Genomic DNA, 15430 nt, shown 5'->3' with positions numbered 1-15430 from the left:
GACCTTCGCCGAAGCAGAGTTGGCGGTCGGCCGCACGCTGGTGAAGATCGGCCGGTTCACTCCGACCTCCCAGACCTGCTCTGCCTGCGGCGCCGTGGACGGGCCCAAACCGCTGAACGTGCGGGAATGGACCTGTGCCGCCTGCGGCGCCGTCCACGACCGGGACCACAACGCCGCGATCAACGTGAAGACGGCAGCCGGACTGGCGGTGTCGGCCTGCGGAGCGCCGGTAAGACCAGAATCCGTTCTGGCGCAGCGCGAAGAAACAGGAAGCCACGGATTCCCGACCGAACCGGGTGCCGCGTAGCGGCACAGCAACCAGTCAGGGAAGGCCAGAATCCTCGGGCTTCAGCCCGAGGAGCAAGTCAAACGAGCTCCAGCATCTTCGGCGCCGGAACCTCGGCCGTGATGCGCGAGGTGCGCCACAGCCACAGCACGTCCCGGCCGAACGACCACACCAGCGAGCCCAGCGCCAGCAGCACGACGGCGAAGTTGGCCGCGTACGGCAGCAGGTTCGCGCCCGCCAGCAGCAGCAGGACGCCCTGCAGGGCGGCGACCGTCTTTCGGGCGGTGCTCGGCGGGAGCGGGGCGTTGAGCCAGGGGGCGAGGCGGGCCGCGGCGACGAAGACGTAGCGCATGCCGCCGATGAGGAGGACCCACGGGCCCAGCGCCATCGAGACGTACACGCTGAGCACCAGGATCAGGAACGCGTCGACCTCCATGTCGAAGCGCGCGCCCAGCGCCGTCGAGGTGCCGGTGCGCCGGGCGACCTTGCCGTCGACGCCGTCGAGGATCAGGGCCACCGCCGTCAGACCGACCAGGAGCGTCACCGGCGGCGCGCTCTCGAAGGAGTCCGCGACCAGCGCGGTCACCCCGCCGACCAGCGTCGCCCGGCCGAGCGTGACCCGGTTGGCCGGGCCGAACGTGCGCAGACTGGAGCGGTGCAGCGCCCGGGAGAGCACCGCCCAGGTGGCGATGGCGAAGACGAGACCGGTGACCCAGCCCGCCGGCCCCATGCCGATCGCCGTGCCGAGCAGAGCCAGCAACAGGATCTGAACGCCCGCTCCCACAGCGGTCTCCTGCTGGACCAGCCTTGCGTCGTAAGTGTTGTTCAGGGCCACCGCACATTCCTCCGGCCAGATGACAGAGATGATCAGTGCCGCGTACTGTGCGCGGACTGTGCACACCTCGGTACGTGAACAGGTTCCCGATCGTTCAGGAGGATGTGGATGTCGATCAGCGCACGTGCGTTCTGGGTCACCTCTTCGGGTGAGGGAGAGATCCGCGAAGTCGCCCTTCCGGCCCCGGCCGAGGGCGAGGTCCTGGTGCGTTCGCTGTGGTCCGGCGTCAGTCGTGGCACGGAGACCCTCGTCTTCAGGGGCGGGGTGCCCGAGAGCCAGCACGCGGTCATGCGGGCGCCGTTCCAGGAGGGCGAGTTCCCGGCGCCGGTGAAGTACGGCTACCTCAACGTCGGGCTGGTGGAGGAAGGTCCGGCGGAGCTGGTCGGGCGCACGGTCTTCTGTCTCTATCCGCACCAGACGCGGTACGTCGTCCCGGCGACGGCGGTGACGGTCGTACCGGACTCCGTGCCCGCCGAGCGGGCCGTGCTCGCCGGCACCGTCGAGACGGCCGTCAACGCGCTGTGGGACGCGGCGCCGCTGGTCGGCGACCGGATCGCGGTGGTCGGCGGCGGCATGGTCGGCTGCTCGGTGGCCGCCCTCCTCGCCCGCTTCCCCGGCGTCCGGGTCCAGTTGGTGGACGCCGACCCGGCGCGGGCGAAGATCGCCGAGGCCCTGGGCATCGACTTCGCCGCCCCCGCGGACGCCCGCGACGGCCTCGACCTCGTCGTGCACGCCAGCGCCACCGAACAGGGCCTCGCCCGCTCCCTGGAACTGCTGTCGGCCGAGGGCACCGTCCTCGAACTGAGCTGGTACGGCGACCGGAAGGTGTCCCTGCCGCTCGGCGAGGAATTCCACTCCCGCCGCCTGGTGATCCGCAGCAGCCAGGTCGGCACCGTCTCCCCGGCCCGCCGCTCCAGCCGTACCTACGCCGACCGGCTCGCCCTCGCCCTGGAGCTGCTGGCCGACCCGGCGCTCGACGCGCTCGTCACGGGGGACAGCGCTTTCGAGGAGCTGCCGCAGGTGATGCCGAAGCTCGCATCGGGTGAGATTCCGGCGCTGTGTCACCGCATCGGGTACGGGCAGGAGCGCCTGACCTGAGAAAAGAGTGAGATCGGGCTGAACGGGGGGAAGCGAGGAGCCGTACTACACGGCATCCCCCGGCGGCCAACGGCCGGGGGACCAGACGCGCCGCACCTGGAGGGTCGTCCGTTGTTCAGTGTCACCGTCCGCGATCACATCATGATCGCCCACAGCTTCCGCGGCGAGGTCTTCGGACCCGCGCAGCGCCTGCACGGAGCGACGTTCCTCGTGGACGCCACCTTCCGCCGCGAGCAGTTGGACGACGACAACATCGTCGTCGACATCGGACTGGCCACGCAGGAACTCGGTGCCGTGGTCAGCGAGCTGAACTACCGCAACCTCGACAACGAGCCCGACTTCGCGGGCATCAACACGTCGACGGAGTTCCTCGCCAAGGTCGTCGCCGACCGCCTCGCGGAGCGGATCAACAAGGGCGCGCTCGGTGAGGGCGCCCGGGGCATCGCCGCCATCGCGGTCACGCTGCACGAGTCGCACATCGCCTGGGCGAGTTACGAGCGTGCGCTGTGACCGATGTGACCCTAGAGAAGACCGTGCAGACCGTCCCGACCTCACAGCCCGTGCAGCAGGCCCCGCTCATGTACGTGCCCGCGCAGGCGCCGCTTCCCAAGATCGGCGGGATCATCCCCATGTCGCTGCGCTCCGTGCACTTCGTGATGCCGGGCGGGGTCGACGACCCGGCGAACCCGAGCGGCGGCAACGCCTACGACCGGCGCCTCTGCCTGGATCTGCCCGGCTTCGGCTGGCAGGTCCACAAGCACCTGGTGAACGGTTCCTGGCCCCGCCCGGAGGCGGCCGCCCGCGCGGAACTGGCGCACAGGCTGCGGGAGTTCCCCGACGGCACGGTCGTCCTCATCGACGGGCTGGTCGCCTGCGGGGTCCCGGAGATCATCGCCCCCGAGGCGGAGCGGCTGCGGCTCGTCGTCCTCGTCCACCTTCCGCTCGGTGACGAGCGGGGCATCGCGCCCGAGGTGGCGGCCGAACTCGACGCCAAGGAACGGGCCGTGCTGCGGGCCGTGCCCGCCGTCGTCGCCACCAGCGAGTGGGCCGTGCGCCGCCTCGTCTCCCACCACGGCCTCGCCCCCGAGCGGGTGCACGTCGCCGCGCCGGGCGCCGACATCGCCCCCCTGGCCTCCGGCACCGACGGCGTCTCGCGCCTGCTGTGCGTGGCCGCCGTGACCCCGCGCAAGGGCCAGCACCGGCTGGTGGAGGCGCTGGCCGCGGCGCGGGACCTGCCGTGGAGCTGTGTGTGCGTGGGCGGTCTCGGACAGGACCCGGAGTACGTCGCCCATCTGCGCGGCCTCATCGCCAGATACGGCCTTGAGGACCGGTTGGTGCTCGCGGGTCCGAAGGCCGGCGCCGACCTCGACGCCGCCTATGCCTCCGCCGACCTGATGGTCCTCACCTCCTACGCCGAGACCTACGGCATGGCCGTCACCGAGGCGCTCGCCCGCGGCATCCCCGTCCTCGCCACGGACGTCGGCGGGCTGCCCGAGGCGGTCGGCCGCGCCCCCGACGGCGGCGTCCCCGGCATCCTCGTCCCGCCGGAGGACCCGGCCGCCCTCGCGGCCGAACTGCGCGGCTGGTTCGGCGAGGCCGACGTACGGCGCCGTCTCAAGGCCGCCGCGCGAGGCCGCCGCGCGGCCCTGAACGGCTGGGCGACCACCGCCCAGAGCCTGGCCGGAGTCCTCGGCCGGCTTCCCAGCGAACCCCGGAGGGCGGCATGAGGAAGACGACGGCGACCCCGGCCGACGTGGCACGACGCGTGGGCGGCATCCCGGCACAGCCGGGCCGGAAGGAGGCTGTTTCCGTGGTGGAGGCCGTATTCGGCGCGGACTTTGGCGCGGACTCCGGCGCGGACTCCGTGGCGGACCACGCTGTTCAGAGCGTCATCGCCGGCGCCGGGCCCGTGGGCCGGTCCGGTGAGCGGCCCACCGTGCGGCTGCGGGACAGCGGGCCGGACGAGCAGCCGCGGTACGCCCCCGAGTGGCTGGAGCTGCGCGAGCCCGCCGACGCCGCCGCGCGGGCGCTGGACCTGCTGGACCCGCTGCGGATCCGGCTGGCCAACCTGCCCGGCCGCAGCGGGCTCGCCATCCACGACCTGGGGTGCGGCACCGGCTCCATGGGCCGCTGGCTCGCCCCCCGCCTCGACGGCGCCCAGCACTGGGTGCTGCACGACCGCGACCCCTACCTCCTGCACTTCGCCGCCGTCGCCTCCCCGCGCGCGGCCGCCGACGGCAGCCGGGTCACCGTCGAGACGCGGCGCGGCGACGTCGCCCGCCTCACCCCGGACGCGCTGCTCGGCGCCTCGCTGGTCACCGCCTCCGCCCTGCTCGACGTCCTCACCCGCGAGGAGGTCGAGACCCTCGCGGCGGCCTGCGCGGGCGCGGGCTGCCCGGCACTGCTGACGCTCTCGGTCGCCGGGCGCGTCGAGTTCAGCACGCCGGACCCGCTGGACGCGGACCTCGCCGCCGCCTTCAACGACCACCAGCGGCGCGGCGGCCTCCTCGGCCCCGACGCGGTGAGTGTGGCCTGCGAGGCGTTCGCCGCCCACGGCGCCACCGTCAAGGTGCACCCGAGCCCTTGGCGGCTCGGCCCCGAGAACGTCGGCCTGACCGCGCAGTGGCTGCGCGGCTGGGTCGGCGCGGCCGTGGAGGAGCGCCCCGAACTGGCCGAGCGCGCCGAGTCCTACCTCGCCGCCCGGCTGGCGGCCTGCGCGGCGGGCGACCTGCACGTCACCGTCCACCACAGCGACCTACTGGCACTGGCCCGGCCGACGGGCGGGGCGTGATGAGCGCGGAGACGGTGGGCCCACGGGTGCAGACCGCGGCGCCGGTGGTGTGGAGCGAGGGGACCGGGCCGCTCGTACGACGGCCCCTGCGCAGCCCGTCGGTGGCCCGCACCGACGCCGCCGTGTCCGAGGCCCGCATCGGCGTCATCGTGACCGCGCCGCACACGAAGAAGCCCTCCCGGCTGCGCGCGCTGCTCGGCAACCGCGCCGTCCGCACGCACATCGGGACCGTCGCCGGGGTCGTCATCCTCACCGCCCTGCTGTGGCGGCTGGGCACCGGCGTCTTCCTCGACGGGCTGCGGCGGATCGACGCGCCGACGCTGCTGGTGGCGCTCGGGATCGGCGCCGTCACCACCGTGTTCAGCGCCTGGCGGTGGGCGCTGGTGGCCCGCGCCCTGCGGATCCGGCTGCCGCTCGGTCCGGCCGTCGCCGACTACTACCGGGCCCTGTTCCTCAACGCGGCCCTGCCCGGCGGCGTCCTCGGCGACGTGCACCGCGCGGTGCGGCACGGACAGAGCGCCGGCGATGTCGGACGCGGCGTGCGGGCCGTGGTCCTGGAGCGCACCGCGGGACAACTCGTGCTGGTCGTGGCAGGGGTAACGGTCCTGCTGACCCTGCCGTCGCCGGTCATGCAGGACGCCCGGCGGATCGCCGCGCCGGTCCTGTTCGCCGCGGTGGGCGCGCTCGCCGTCGTCCTCGCCGTCCGGGTGCGCTCCTCGAAGCCGCGCCGCGGCGGGCGGCTGCGGGCGGCGCTGACCGAGGCGCGTGAGGGACTGCTGTCGCGGCGCAACGCGCCGGGCGTCGCCCTGTCGTCGGCGGTCGTGCTGGCCGGGCACCTCGGCATGTTCGTCGTGGCCGCCCGGGTCGCCGGCTCCGGGGCCTCCGTCCTCGCGCTGTTGCCGATCGCCGTCCTCGCCCTGCTGGCCATGGGCCTGCCGCTGAACGTCGGCGGCTGGGGCCCCCGCGAGGGCGTCACCGCCTGGGCGTTCGGCGCCGCCGGACTGGGCGCGAGCACCGGCCTCGCGGTCGCCGTCGTCTACGGCGTCCTCAGCTTCGTGGCGGCCCTGCCCGGCGCGGTCGTGCTGGTCGTCCGCTGGTACGCCGGGCTGCGCGGGGGAGCCGGGGCCGACGACGTGGCCGGCCCCGAGGGCGACGAGCGGCGCTACGACGACCGCACGGAATCGCCCGTCGCGGCGTCGGCCGCCTCGGTTTCTTCCTTTTCGGTTCCCGAATCCGCCGAAGTCAGCAACGAGAAATACGCGCCGAAGGATTCCGCCAGGCTCGCCAGGAGTTCCTTCCCCTTTTCCGCAGACCCCAGGGAAGGACGGCCGATGACGCCCGAATCGGTATAGGCGGACATTCCCAGCGTGAGCAGATGGCGACGGTCGTCCGCGACGAAATCGGCCGACTCGTAACCGGGCCGGACGAGTTCGGGGTGGGCGTGCAGCAGGATCGAGGTCTCGATCTCCCCGGCGTGCATGTCGGTGAGCAACGACGTCGCGACCCCGGACCGCTCCAGCGCCGTCTCCCAGTCCTCCGGGGCCGGGAAGAGCGCCATCCGTTCACCTGCGGCGGAGGACTCCTGGACGACATTGCCCAGGACGTAGTTCCCGCCGTGTCCGTTGACCAGCACCAGGGCCTCGACGCCCGAGCGGCGCAGTGACGCCGCGATGTCCCGTACCACCGCGTGAAGGGTCACGGAGGAGATGCTGACGGTCCCCGGCCAGGCCGCGTGCTCGTGCGAGCAGGCGATGGTCACCGGCGGAAGGAGGTGCACCGGGAACGCCTCGGCGATCTCCCGGGCGATGGCGCAGGCGACCAGTGTGTCCGTCGCCAACGGCAGGTACGGACCGTGCTGTTCGAAGCTTCCGACGGGAAGGACCGCCACCTGCGTGGGTACTCCGGCACCCCGGGTCCGTACGTCTTCGGTGGTGTCCGTCGGCACCTGTCCGTACGTCGCCGACGCCGCCGACCGTATGTCCGAACCACTCATCTTTTCCCGGCCCTTCGTCTCTGCTTAGGAACCAGATCATGACAGACAACATTGGCGTACTCGGCACGAAGACCCCCCAGCGCACCGGTGTGGAACGCGTGGTGAATGCGCCCTTGCCCACCGTGTACGGCAAATTCCAGGCGGTCGGTTACCTGGACCACGACCGCGGCGACGAACAAGTCGCGCTGGTCTACGGCGAGATCGGCGCCGAGGACGTGCTGACCCGGCTGCACTCGGAGTGCCTGACCGGCGACGCGTTCGGCTCCCAGCACTGCGAGTGCGGCGACCAGCTGGAGTCCGCGCTGCGCGCGGTCGTCGACGAGGGCCGCGGCATAGTCGTCTACCTGCGCGGGCACGAGGGGCGCGGGATCGGGCTGCTGGGCAAGCTGCGGGCGATGGCGCTGCAGGCGGAGGGCCTGGACACGGTCGAGGCGAACGTGGCGCTCGGCTTCCCGGTGGACGCCCGCGACTACAAGGTGGCCGCCGACATCCTGCGCGATCTCGGCGTGCGCTCCGTCCGCCTGATGTCGAACAACCCGCGCAAGCGCGAGGCGCTGGTGGACAACGGCATCAAGGTCGCCGAGGAGGTGCCGCTGCTGATCGAGCCGTGCGAGAACAACATCACCTACCTACGCACCAAGCGGGAGCGCATGGACCACCGGCTGCCCCACCTGGACGCGGTGGCGCACTGGTCCTGAGCGCGCGCGCTTCGCACCGCCGCCCGTACGGGTAGGGATCACGGCGGTCACGGCGTACTACAGCCTCGGCTCCGGCAACCGGGCCGGGGCCGCCGCCGAAAGGAGCCGCTCGCGTGAACACACATGCCTCGGTCGTCGTCATCGGCGGTGGGGTGATGGGCACCAGCATCGCCTACCATCTCGCCGCCGCCGGCATCCGCGACGTCCTGCTGCTGGAGCGGGACGAACTCGCCGCCGGCTCGACCTCGAAGGCAGCGGGCGGGGTGCGCGCCCAGTTCTCCGACGAACTGAACATCCAGCTCGGAGCGCGCAGCCTGGAGGCGTTCGGGCGGTTCGGCGAGGAGATCGGATACGACATCGGGCTGCACCGCGTCGGCTACCTCTTCCTGCTGTCCACGCACGAGGAGGTCGCCTCCTTCGAGACCGGGGTGCGGCTGCAGAACGCGCTCGGGGTGCCCAGCCGGATGATCGGCCCGGCCGAGGCGCAGCGCCTCTCCCCGCTGATCAGGACCGAGGGGTTACGGGCGGCCGCGTTCTCGCCCGACGACGGCCACTGCACACCGGAAGCCGTCGTCCACGGGTACGCGGCCGCCGCCCGCAGGTGCGGTGCGCGCATCCTGCGGCACACCGCCGTCACCGGCATCGAACGGCAGGGCGCCGCCATCACCGCCGTGCAGACCACCCTCGGCCGCATCAGCACCGACACGGTGATCTGCGCGGCCGGCGCCTGGTCCAGAGCCGTCGGCGCGATGGCCGGCGTGGAGCTGCCGGTGCAGCCGCTGCGCCGCCAGATCGCGGTCACCGAACCGGTCCCCGCCCTCCCGCCGGACCTCCCCATGACCATCGACTTCACCAGCACCCTCTACTTCCACCGGGAGGGTCCCGGCCTCCTGGTCGGCATGTCCGACCCGGACGAACGCCCCGGCTTCGCCACCGATACCCACGACCGGTGGATCCCCCGCCTCACCGCCGCCATGGAGTACCGCGCTCCCGCCCTGCTCGACCTGCGCCGCACGGGCGGCTGGGCGGGCCTGTACGAGGTCACCCCGGACCACAACGCCCTGATCGGCGAGGCGTCGTCGGTATCCCGCTTTCTGTATGCGACCGGCTTCTCCGGTCACGGTTTCCTTCAGGGCCCGGCGGTCGGCGAGGTCGTCCGCGACCTGTACCTCGGCCGCGTACCCTTCGTGGACGTCACCCCCCTGAGCGCCGACCGTTTCGCGGCCGACGCCCCGCGTCCGGAGGTCAACCGCGTATGACCGAACTGCACCTGTGGCTGCGTCATGAGGCCCGCACCACCGAACGGCGCACCCCGGTCGTCCCCGACGACGCCCGCCGCCTCGTCGAGGCCGGCGTGCACCTGACCGTCGAGGACTCCCCGCAGCGCGTCCACCCGACCCGGGAGTACGAGGCCGTCGGCGCCCGGATCGCCCCCGCGGGCTCCTGGGTGTCCGCGCCGCGCGACGCAGTCGTTCTCGGTCTGAAGGAACTCCCGGACGAACCCGGTGAGTTGACGCACCGCCATATCTTCTTCGGGCACGCCTACAAGCAACAGCCGGGCGCGGCCGACCTGTTGCGCCGGTTCGCCGCCGGGGGAGGGGCGCTTCTCGACCTGGAGTACCTGGTCGACGACCACGGGCGTCGCCTCGCCGCGTTCGGATTCTGGGCGGGCTACCTGGGCGCGGCGCTGGCCGTCCTCCAGCACCGGGGCCGGCTCCTCGCGCCCCTGCGACCCACCGGCAAGGAGGAGTTGGACGAGACGTTGCGTCCGGCCCCCGGCGACGAGGAGTTCGCCGCCCTCGTCGTCGGCTCCCTGGGCCGCAGCGGCCGGGGTGCACGGCTCGCGTTCACCACGGCCGGCGCCGACCCCACCTGCTGGGACCTCGCCGAGACCCGCGACCTGGACCGCACCGCCCTGCTGGCCCACGACGTGCTGGTCAACTGTGTCCTCGCCACGACCCCGGTGCCGCCGTTCGTCCGCGAGGAGGACCTCGACGACCCGGCCCGCCGGCTGCGCACCCTCTCCGACGTCACCTGCGACGTTGGATCGCCCCTCAACGTCCTGCCGGTGTACGACCGCACCACCGAGTGGACGGACCCCGTGCGCCGCCTGCGCAAGGAACCCCCGCTCGACCTGATCGCCATCGACAACCTGCCGTCCCTGCTGCCACGCGAGTCCAGCGCCGACTTCTCGGCGGCCCTGACACCCCACCTGCTGGACTTCGGCGTCGGCGGACCGTGGGGCCGCTGCCTGGACCGCTTCCGCGAGGCAAGCCGTGAACTCGGCGTGACCGAGGGGGGTTCGGAGTGACAGAGGGGAATCTCCGTTCGATAGAAGGGGAGTTCGGTGTGACCGAAGGGAACCGCGGTGTGACAGTAGGGGAGTCCGGCGGTGTCTGACCTCGTTCCCGCGAACGGCACCGTCCACTGGGTCGGCGCAGGCCTCTCCACCGGCAGTGGCCTGGCCGCCCTGTGCGAGCGCACCGACCGGATACGCCTGTGGCACCGCACGGCGGAGCGGGCCGCCGAGGCCCTCGACCGGCTCGGCCTGAGCGGACGCGCCGAGCCGCGCGCCTACACGCTCGACGCGCTCACGGCCGAACTGGCCCCCGGGGACGTCGTGGTGTCGATGCTCCCCGCCCCCGAGCATGCGGCGCTGCTGTCGGCATGCGTGGCCCGGCGGGCCCACTTCGCCTGCTCCAGCTATGTCTCGGACGCGGTCCTGGAGCAGGTGCCCGCCGCAGAGGCGGCCGGGATCGTCGTGCTCACCGAGGCCGGCCTCGACCCCGGTATCGACCACCTCTTCGCGCACAGCCTCGTGGCCCGCGCCCGGGAGGCGATCGGCGACGACACGTCGGCCTCGTACCGCCTCACCTCGTACTGCGGCGGCATCCCCGCCGTCCCCAACGAGTTCAGGTACCGCTTCAGCTGGGCGCCCCTCGGCGTCCTCAACGCCCTGCGCTCGCCCGCGCGTCACATCGACGACGGCACCGAGACCGTGGTCGACCGGCCCTGGGAGGCGACCCGCGAGCACGTCGTCGGCGGGGCGGGCGGGGAGACCTTCGAGGTCTATCCCAACCGCGACAGCGTCCCCTTCATCGAGCAGTACGAACTGCCGCAGGCCTGGAAGCCGCGGATCTTCGTGCGCGGCACGCTGCGTCTGAACGGCTGGCTGCGCGCCTGGGACACGGTGTTCGAGGAGCTGAAGGCCGACGACGAGACCCGGATCGCCGCCCTGGCCCGGGAGTTGGCGGCCGCGTACCCCACCACCGACACCGACCGCGACCGGGTGGTCCTGGCGGTGTCCCTGGAGGTGGACGCCGACAACGGCTCCGAAGTCGGTCACAACGGCATGTCCTGGTCCGGGAGTTACCTCCTGGACCTGGAGGGCGACGCCCGGGAGAGCGCCATGGCCCGCTGTGTCTCCCGGCCTCTCGCCCTCGGCGTCCGGCACATCCTGGACGGCTCGTTGCCGCCGGGGCTGAGCCGGGCGGCCGAGACGGCGGCGAGGTCCGAGGAGTGGCTGCGGGAACTCGCAGACGAGGGCCTGGAGTTCACGCTGCGGGCCGACGGCTGAGACGGCCCGCACTGGTCTGCGGGGTCTGCGGGGTCTGCGGGGTCTGCGAGGTCTGTGGGGTCTGCTTGGGCTGCCGTCTCAGCCCGTGATCGACTCGTGGACCAGTCGCTTCAGGTCGGGGTACAGCTTCAGGGACCTCCGCGGCCTCAGCTGGGTGAGGAACTGGACGGTCACGTCGTGCGCCGGGTCGACCCAGAACGTCGTCGTGGCGACGCCGCTCCAGCCGTAGGTGCCGAGGCCGACGGGGGCCTGGGTGCGCTCCGGGTCGACGACCACGGAGACGCCGAGGCCGAAGCCGACGCCGTCGTTGCCGGGTTCGTCGTGGGCGGGTCGGCTGCCGAAGGCGCGCAGGTCGGCGCCGCCGGGGAGGTGGTTGCGGGTCATCAGGTCGACCGTCTCCGGGGCGAGGAGGCGGACGCCGTCCAGTTCGCCGCGGCGGCGCAGCAGCTCCGTGAAGCGGTGGATGTCGTACGCCGTCGCCACCATCCCGCCGCTGCCGGACAGGAACCGCGGCCGGCCGAACAGCGGCAGGCCCGGGATCGGCTCGATACGGCCGTCGTCGGTGTCGCCGTACAGCTCGGCCAGCCGGCCCGCCTGCTCGTCCGTGACCTGGAAGCCGGCGTCCGGCATGCCGAGCGGGCGGAAGATTCGCTCGGTGATGAACTCGTCCAGTGGCCGGCCGGAGACGACCTCGATGATCCGGCCCAGGACGTTGGTGGCCACCGAGTAGTTCCACTGCGTGCCCGGCTCGAACTGCAACGGGAGCCGCGCGTACGCCTCCACCGTCCCGGCCAGGTCCGAGCCCGGCAGCACCGCCGACTCCAGGCCGGCCTCGCGGTAGAGCGCGTCGACGGGGTGACAGTGGTAGAAGGCGAAGGTCAGCCCCGCGGTGTGGGTCATGAGGTGCTTCACGAGCAGCGGTTGCTCGACCGGGCGGGTGGTGAGCCCCGCGCCGGAGCCGCCCGCGTACACCCGCTGCTCGGCGAAGGCCGGGAGGTGCTCGGCGACCGGGTCGTCGAGCCGCAGGCGGCCCTCCTCCATCAGTATCAGCGCGGCGACCGACGTGACCGGCTTGGTCATCGAGTAGATCCGGTAGAGGGTGTCGGGCCCGACGGGCAGCCCGGCGGCGACGTCGCGACGGCCGTGCGCGGTGAGGTGGGCGACCCGGCCGCCACGGGAGACCGCCACGAGGAAGCCCGGCAGGCGCCCTTCGTCGACATAGTGGGCGATGTGCTGGTCGAGGCGGTCCAGCGCCTTCGCGTCCAGCCCGACCTCGCTCGGGTCGACCTCTTGTCGCAGCAGTGCCATCGTTCTCCTCCGGTGCGCTCTCTCAAGGTGCGGGACAGGCCCTACCCCGCCCGGACGACCTCAGACCTCATGGTCGCGTAGGGAACGCGTGTGCGGACCCCTTTTCGGTGCCCTGTCCTGTGTGCGTTGCGTCGCTTCCACCAGCCGGGGGACCGCCGGAAGGGGAACGTGCGCCGGGGCGCGCGCGGCTCGGTAGCGCCCGGCAGAGCGGCAGCGCCGCCGCGGCCGCACACGACAGCACGAGGAGAGGCGTACGCGCCGCGCCGAGAGTCATGAGCACGGTCGCCGACGCAACGCCCAGCACCGGGCCCACGTTCATCGCCGTCTGCTGCAACCCGCCCGCGACCCCGGCCCACTTCGCGGGGGCCTGCCGTACGACGACATGGGTCGCCGCGACCATCACGGCGCCGAACCCGGCGCCCACCAGCGCGAACCCGGCGCAGAAGGCCACGGACCCGGAGGCTCGGGCGAGCACGAGGAGGCCGACGGAGAGGAGGGCCGTCGCCCCCGCGACCGTGGCGCGGGCGCCGGCCCGGCGGAGCAGGACGGCGGAGACGGGCGCGGCGGCCACCAGGAACACCGCCAGCGGCAGGCTGAGCAGCGCGCTGCGCAGCGGCGTCAGCCGCAGGTCGTCCTGAAGGACGTAGACGCAGACGAACAGCCCGCCGTTCAGGGCCGCGGACGCGACGACGAGCACGCCGAGGGCCCCGCCCACCGCCGGGGAGCCGATCACGTCCGGCGGCAGCAGAGGTGAGGCGGTGCGGCGTTCGTGCCGTACGAAGGCGGCGCCGACGACGAGGGCGACCGGGGCCGACCAGGTGAGACCGGGCAGGCTGACGAGGGCGTGCACCAGGCAGGCCAGCGCCACGGCCAGCAGCAGGGCGCCGGGGAGGTCGAGCGGGACGGGTGCGGGGGAGCGTGGGAGGTCCTGGTCCTGGTCCTGGTCCTGGTCCCGGTCCCGGGAGGTGAGAGCGAGCGCGCCGAACAGCAGCGTGGGCGCGATGGTGAGGAGGAACACCGACCGCCAGCCGAACTCCGTGGCCAGCGCCCCGCCCACCACCGGTCCGGCCGCCGCGGCCACGCCGATGCAGGCGGTACGGACCGCGATCGGCGTCCGTAGCCGGTCGGGTGGGTACGCCGTCCGCAGCATGCCCAGCGTGGCCGGTTGCAGCAGGGCCCCGAACACTCCCTGGACGACCCGGAGTCCGATCACCCAGCCGACGCCCGGCGCCAGCACGATGCCCGCCGAGGCGGCGCCGAAGCCGAGCATGCCGACGGCGTAGGCGCGCCGGTGGCCGTAGAGGTCGCCCAGCCGCCCGGCGAACACCAACAGGCCTGCCACCGCGACGAGATAGCCGGTGCTGATCCACTGGACCTGGGCGAAGGAGGCGTGCAGGTCGCGGCGCAGGGTGGGCTGGGCGACAGTGAGCACCGTGCCGTCCAGGGCGACCACCATGGCACCGGCCACACTGCTCGCGAGCGCCAGGGAACGGTTCACCTCGCGGCCCGCGGACCGAGATGCGCGTCCAGGGTCGTGTGCAGGAGCGTGGCGAAGTCGTCGGCGCCCGTGGCGAGTTGGAGGCTTCCCCAGCGCCACAGCTGGGCGATGCCGTGCAGGTTCGCCCACAGTGCGCCCGCGACGGCTCGCGCGTCGGCGTCGGGGCGCGCCCGCCCGATCAGGTCCACCAGCACGCCGAACAACGGCAGACTGGTGTCCCGCAGCCGCAAGTGACCGCTCTCCAGCAGATCGTGACGGAACATCAGCTCGTACATTCCAGGGTTCTCCATGGCGAACTCCAGGTAGACGCGGGACAGTTCGGCCACCCGCCCTCGTGGGTCCGCGCTCTCGTCACCGCCGGCGCCGCTCGCCGTCACGCGTACGCCGAGATCGGTGAAACCGCGGCGGGCGATGGCCGACAGCAGCTCCAGATGGGTGGGGAAGTAGCGGCGCGGCGCCCCGTGCGAGACGCCCGCCCGGCGGGCGATCTCCCGTAGCGTCAGCGCCCCGACGCCCTCCCGGGACACCAGGTCCACGCCGACGTCGACGAGGCGGGTGCGCAGGTCCTGATCGGAGGACTGCTGATCGGACGAGTCCTGATCGGACGAGTCTTGATCGGACGAGTCTTGGTCGGACGAGTGTTGCTCGGGCGGCTCCGGTCTGTGCATGGACAGTGTCTACCGGACGGTCGTAGACATTGTCTACTGTCGGTGGCGGGGAATGTGCGCCGAGGGGTGCGGGTTGTGCGGATATGACTCAGGACACGACGCAGAACGCACTGCTCGCGCTGCTCTCCGAGGGCCGCGGCGGGGTACTGGTCACCCTCAAGCGAGACGGCCGCCCCCAGCTGTCGAACGTCTCGCACCACTACTACCCGGACGAGGGCGTCATCCGGATCTCCGTCACGGACGACCGCGCCAAGACCCGCAACCTGCGCCGTGATCCCCGGGTCTCGTACCACGTGAGCGCACCCGATCATCGTGCCTACACGGTCGCCGAGGGCACCGCCGACCTCACGCCGGTCGCCGAGGACCCCTACGACGACACCGTCGAGGAACTGATCCGCCTCTACCGCGACGTCATGGGCGAGCACCCCGACTGGGAGGACTACCGTGCCGCCATGGTCCGCGACCGCCGCCTGGTGCTGCGCCTGCGCGTCGAGCGGGCGTACGGCATCCCGAAGGGCGCCAACGTCGGCTAGGGCGTGTTTCGAAAGTAGCGTCGTCCGCCCGGAGGGCGGGGCCCGCGGCGTCTGGTGCGGTGCATCGCAAGGCGGAGGGGGGGGGGGGGGGGGGGGGGGGGGGGGGGGGCGCCCCCCCCCCCCGCCGGGGCGCGGGGGGGGGGGT

General features: G+C 72.9%; 14 protein-coding genes and 2 pseudogenes. 11 read left to right on the top strand and 5 right to left on the bottom strand.

Annotated elements, in window-relative coordinates; genetic code table 11:
* Positions 1 to 28: 28 nt before the first annotated feature.
* Positions 29 to 307: pseudogene (locus tag ACIBTS_RS03695) on the top strand (zinc ribbon domain-containing protein); the annotation flags it as partial.
* A gap of 58 nt (positions 308 to 365) precedes the next feature.
* Here the strand turns inward: ACIBTS_RS03695 and ACIBTS_RS03690 are convergent.
* Entirely contained in the window at positions 366 to 1121 is a 756-nt protein-coding gene (locus ACIBTS_RS03690) for a CDP-alcohol phosphatidyltransferase family protein (protein ID WP_399316321.1), read from the bottom strand.
* A 108-nt stretch (positions 1122 to 1229) separates the two neighbouring features.
* On the opposite strand from ACIBTS_RS03690, the gene ACIBTS_RS03685 reads away from it, so the two are divergent.
* From ACIBTS_RS03685 to ACIBTS_RS03665, 5 genes and pseudogenes are all read left to right on the top strand, one after another.
* A complete protein-coding gene (locus tag ACIBTS_RS03685; protein WP_399316320.1) occupies positions 1230 to 2219 on the top strand; it encodes a dehydrogenase in 990 nt (329 codons plus the stop codon).
* A 111-nt stretch (positions 2220 to 2330) separates the two neighbouring features.
* Complete coding sequence (locus tag ACIBTS_RS03680; protein WP_319671315.1) at positions 2331 to 2729, top strand: 6-carboxytetrahydropterin synthase; 399 nt, start codon at positions 2331 to 2333, stop codon at positions 2727 to 2729.
* Positions 2726 to 3946, top strand: a complete 1221-nt coding sequence (locus tag ACIBTS_RS03675; RefSeq protein ID WP_399316318.1) for a glycosyltransferase family 4 protein — start codon at positions 2726 to 2728, stop codon at positions 3944 to 3946. Before ACIBTS_RS03680 ends, ACIBTS_RS03675 begins: the two co-directional genes overlap by 4 nt.
* Positions 3943 to 5010, top strand: a complete 1068-nt coding sequence (locus ACIBTS_RS03670; RefSeq protein ID WP_319671314.1) for a trans-aconitate methyltransferase — start codon at positions 3943 to 3945, stop codon at positions 5008 to 5010. The genes ACIBTS_RS03675 and ACIBTS_RS03670 overlap by 4 nt, the downstream gene beginning before the upstream one ends.
* Positions 5010 to 6023 (top strand): annotated as a pseudogene (locus tag ACIBTS_RS03665) (YbhN family protein); the annotation flags it as partial. The gene ACIBTS_RS03670 and the pseudogene ACIBTS_RS03665, both read left to right, overlap by 1 nt.
* A 149-nt stretch (positions 6024 to 6172) precedes the next feature.
* Here ACIBTS_RS03665 and ACIBTS_RS03660 read toward each other — a convergent pair.
* Positions 6173 to 7003 (bottom strand): creatininase family protein, encoded by an 831-nt coding sequence (locus ACIBTS_RS03660; protein ID WP_399316316.1) that lies wholly within the window; start codon positions 7001 to 7003, stop codon positions 6173 to 6175.
* 38 nt (positions 7004 to 7041) lie between these two features.
* On the opposite strand from ACIBTS_RS03660, the gene ribA reads away from it, so the two are divergent.
* From ribA to ACIBTS_RS03640, 4 genes are all read left to right on the top strand, one after another.
* Entirely contained in the window at positions 7042 to 7701 is a 660-nt protein-coding gene (gene ribA, locus ACIBTS_RS03655; protein ID WP_079658375.1) for a GTP cyclohydrolase II, read from the top strand.
* A 113-nt stretch (positions 7702 to 7814) separates the two neighbouring features.
* Positions 7815 to 8960: an NAD(P)/FAD-dependent oxidoreductase gene (locus ACIBTS_RS03650; protein WP_399316313.1), complete on the top strand. Its 1146-nt coding sequence runs from the start codon at positions 7815 to 7817 to the stop codon at positions 8958 to 8960.
* Positions 8957 to 10012 carry a saccharopine dehydrogenase gene (locus ACIBTS_RS03645; RefSeq protein ID WP_399316311.1) on the top strand — a complete coding sequence of 352 codons (1056 nt, stop codon included), beginning with the start codon at positions 8957 to 8959 and terminating at the stop codon, positions 10010 to 10012. The genes ACIBTS_RS03650 and ACIBTS_RS03645 overlap by 4 nt, the downstream gene beginning before the upstream one ends.
* An 81-nt stretch (positions 10013 to 10093) precedes the next feature.
* Complete coding sequence (locus ACIBTS_RS03640) at positions 10094 to 11278, top strand: saccharopine dehydrogenase family protein (protein WP_399316308.1); 1185 nt, start codon at positions 10094 to 10096, stop codon at positions 11276 to 11278.
* A 78-nt stretch (positions 11279 to 11356) separates the two neighbouring features.
* On the opposite strand, the gene ACIBTS_RS03635 is transcribed toward ACIBTS_RS03640, so the two are convergent.
* The 3 genes from ACIBTS_RS03635 to ACIBTS_RS03625 form a co-directional block, all read right to left on the bottom strand.
* Complete coding sequence (locus ACIBTS_RS03635) at positions 11357 to 12586, bottom strand: serine hydrolase domain-containing protein (RefSeq protein WP_399316306.1); 1230 nt, start codon at positions 12584 to 12586, stop codon at positions 11357 to 11359.
* A 67-nt stretch (positions 12587 to 12653) separates the two neighbouring features.
* Positions 12654 to 14084 (bottom strand): MFS transporter, encoded by a 1431-nt coding sequence (locus ACIBTS_RS03630; protein WP_399316304.1) that lies wholly within the window; start codon positions 14082 to 14084, stop codon positions 12654 to 12656.
* Entirely contained in the window at positions 14081 to 14752 is a 672-nt protein-coding gene (locus ACIBTS_RS03625) for a TetR/AcrR family transcriptional regulator (RefSeq protein ID WP_399316302.1), read from the bottom strand. The genes ACIBTS_RS03630 and ACIBTS_RS03625 overlap by 4 nt, the downstream gene beginning before the upstream one ends.
* An 83-nt stretch (positions 14753 to 14835) precedes the next feature.
* On the opposite strand from ACIBTS_RS03625, the gene ACIBTS_RS03620 reads away from it, so the two are divergent.
* Positions 14836 to 15285, top strand: a complete 450-nt coding sequence (locus ACIBTS_RS03620; RefSeq protein WP_399316300.1) for a PPOX class F420-dependent oxidoreductase — start codon at positions 14836 to 14838, stop codon at positions 15283 to 15285.
* The last annotated feature ends 145 nt before the right edge of the window (positions 15286 to 15430 follow it).

The organism is Streptomyces sp. NPDC050121, from assembly GCF_044460385.1.
Taxonomy (GTDB): Bacteria; Actinomycetota; Actinomycetes; order Streptomycetales; family Streptomycetaceae; genus Streptomyces; species Streptomyces soliscabiei.
This window is presented reverse-complemented; position numbering and strand designations above follow the sequence as displayed.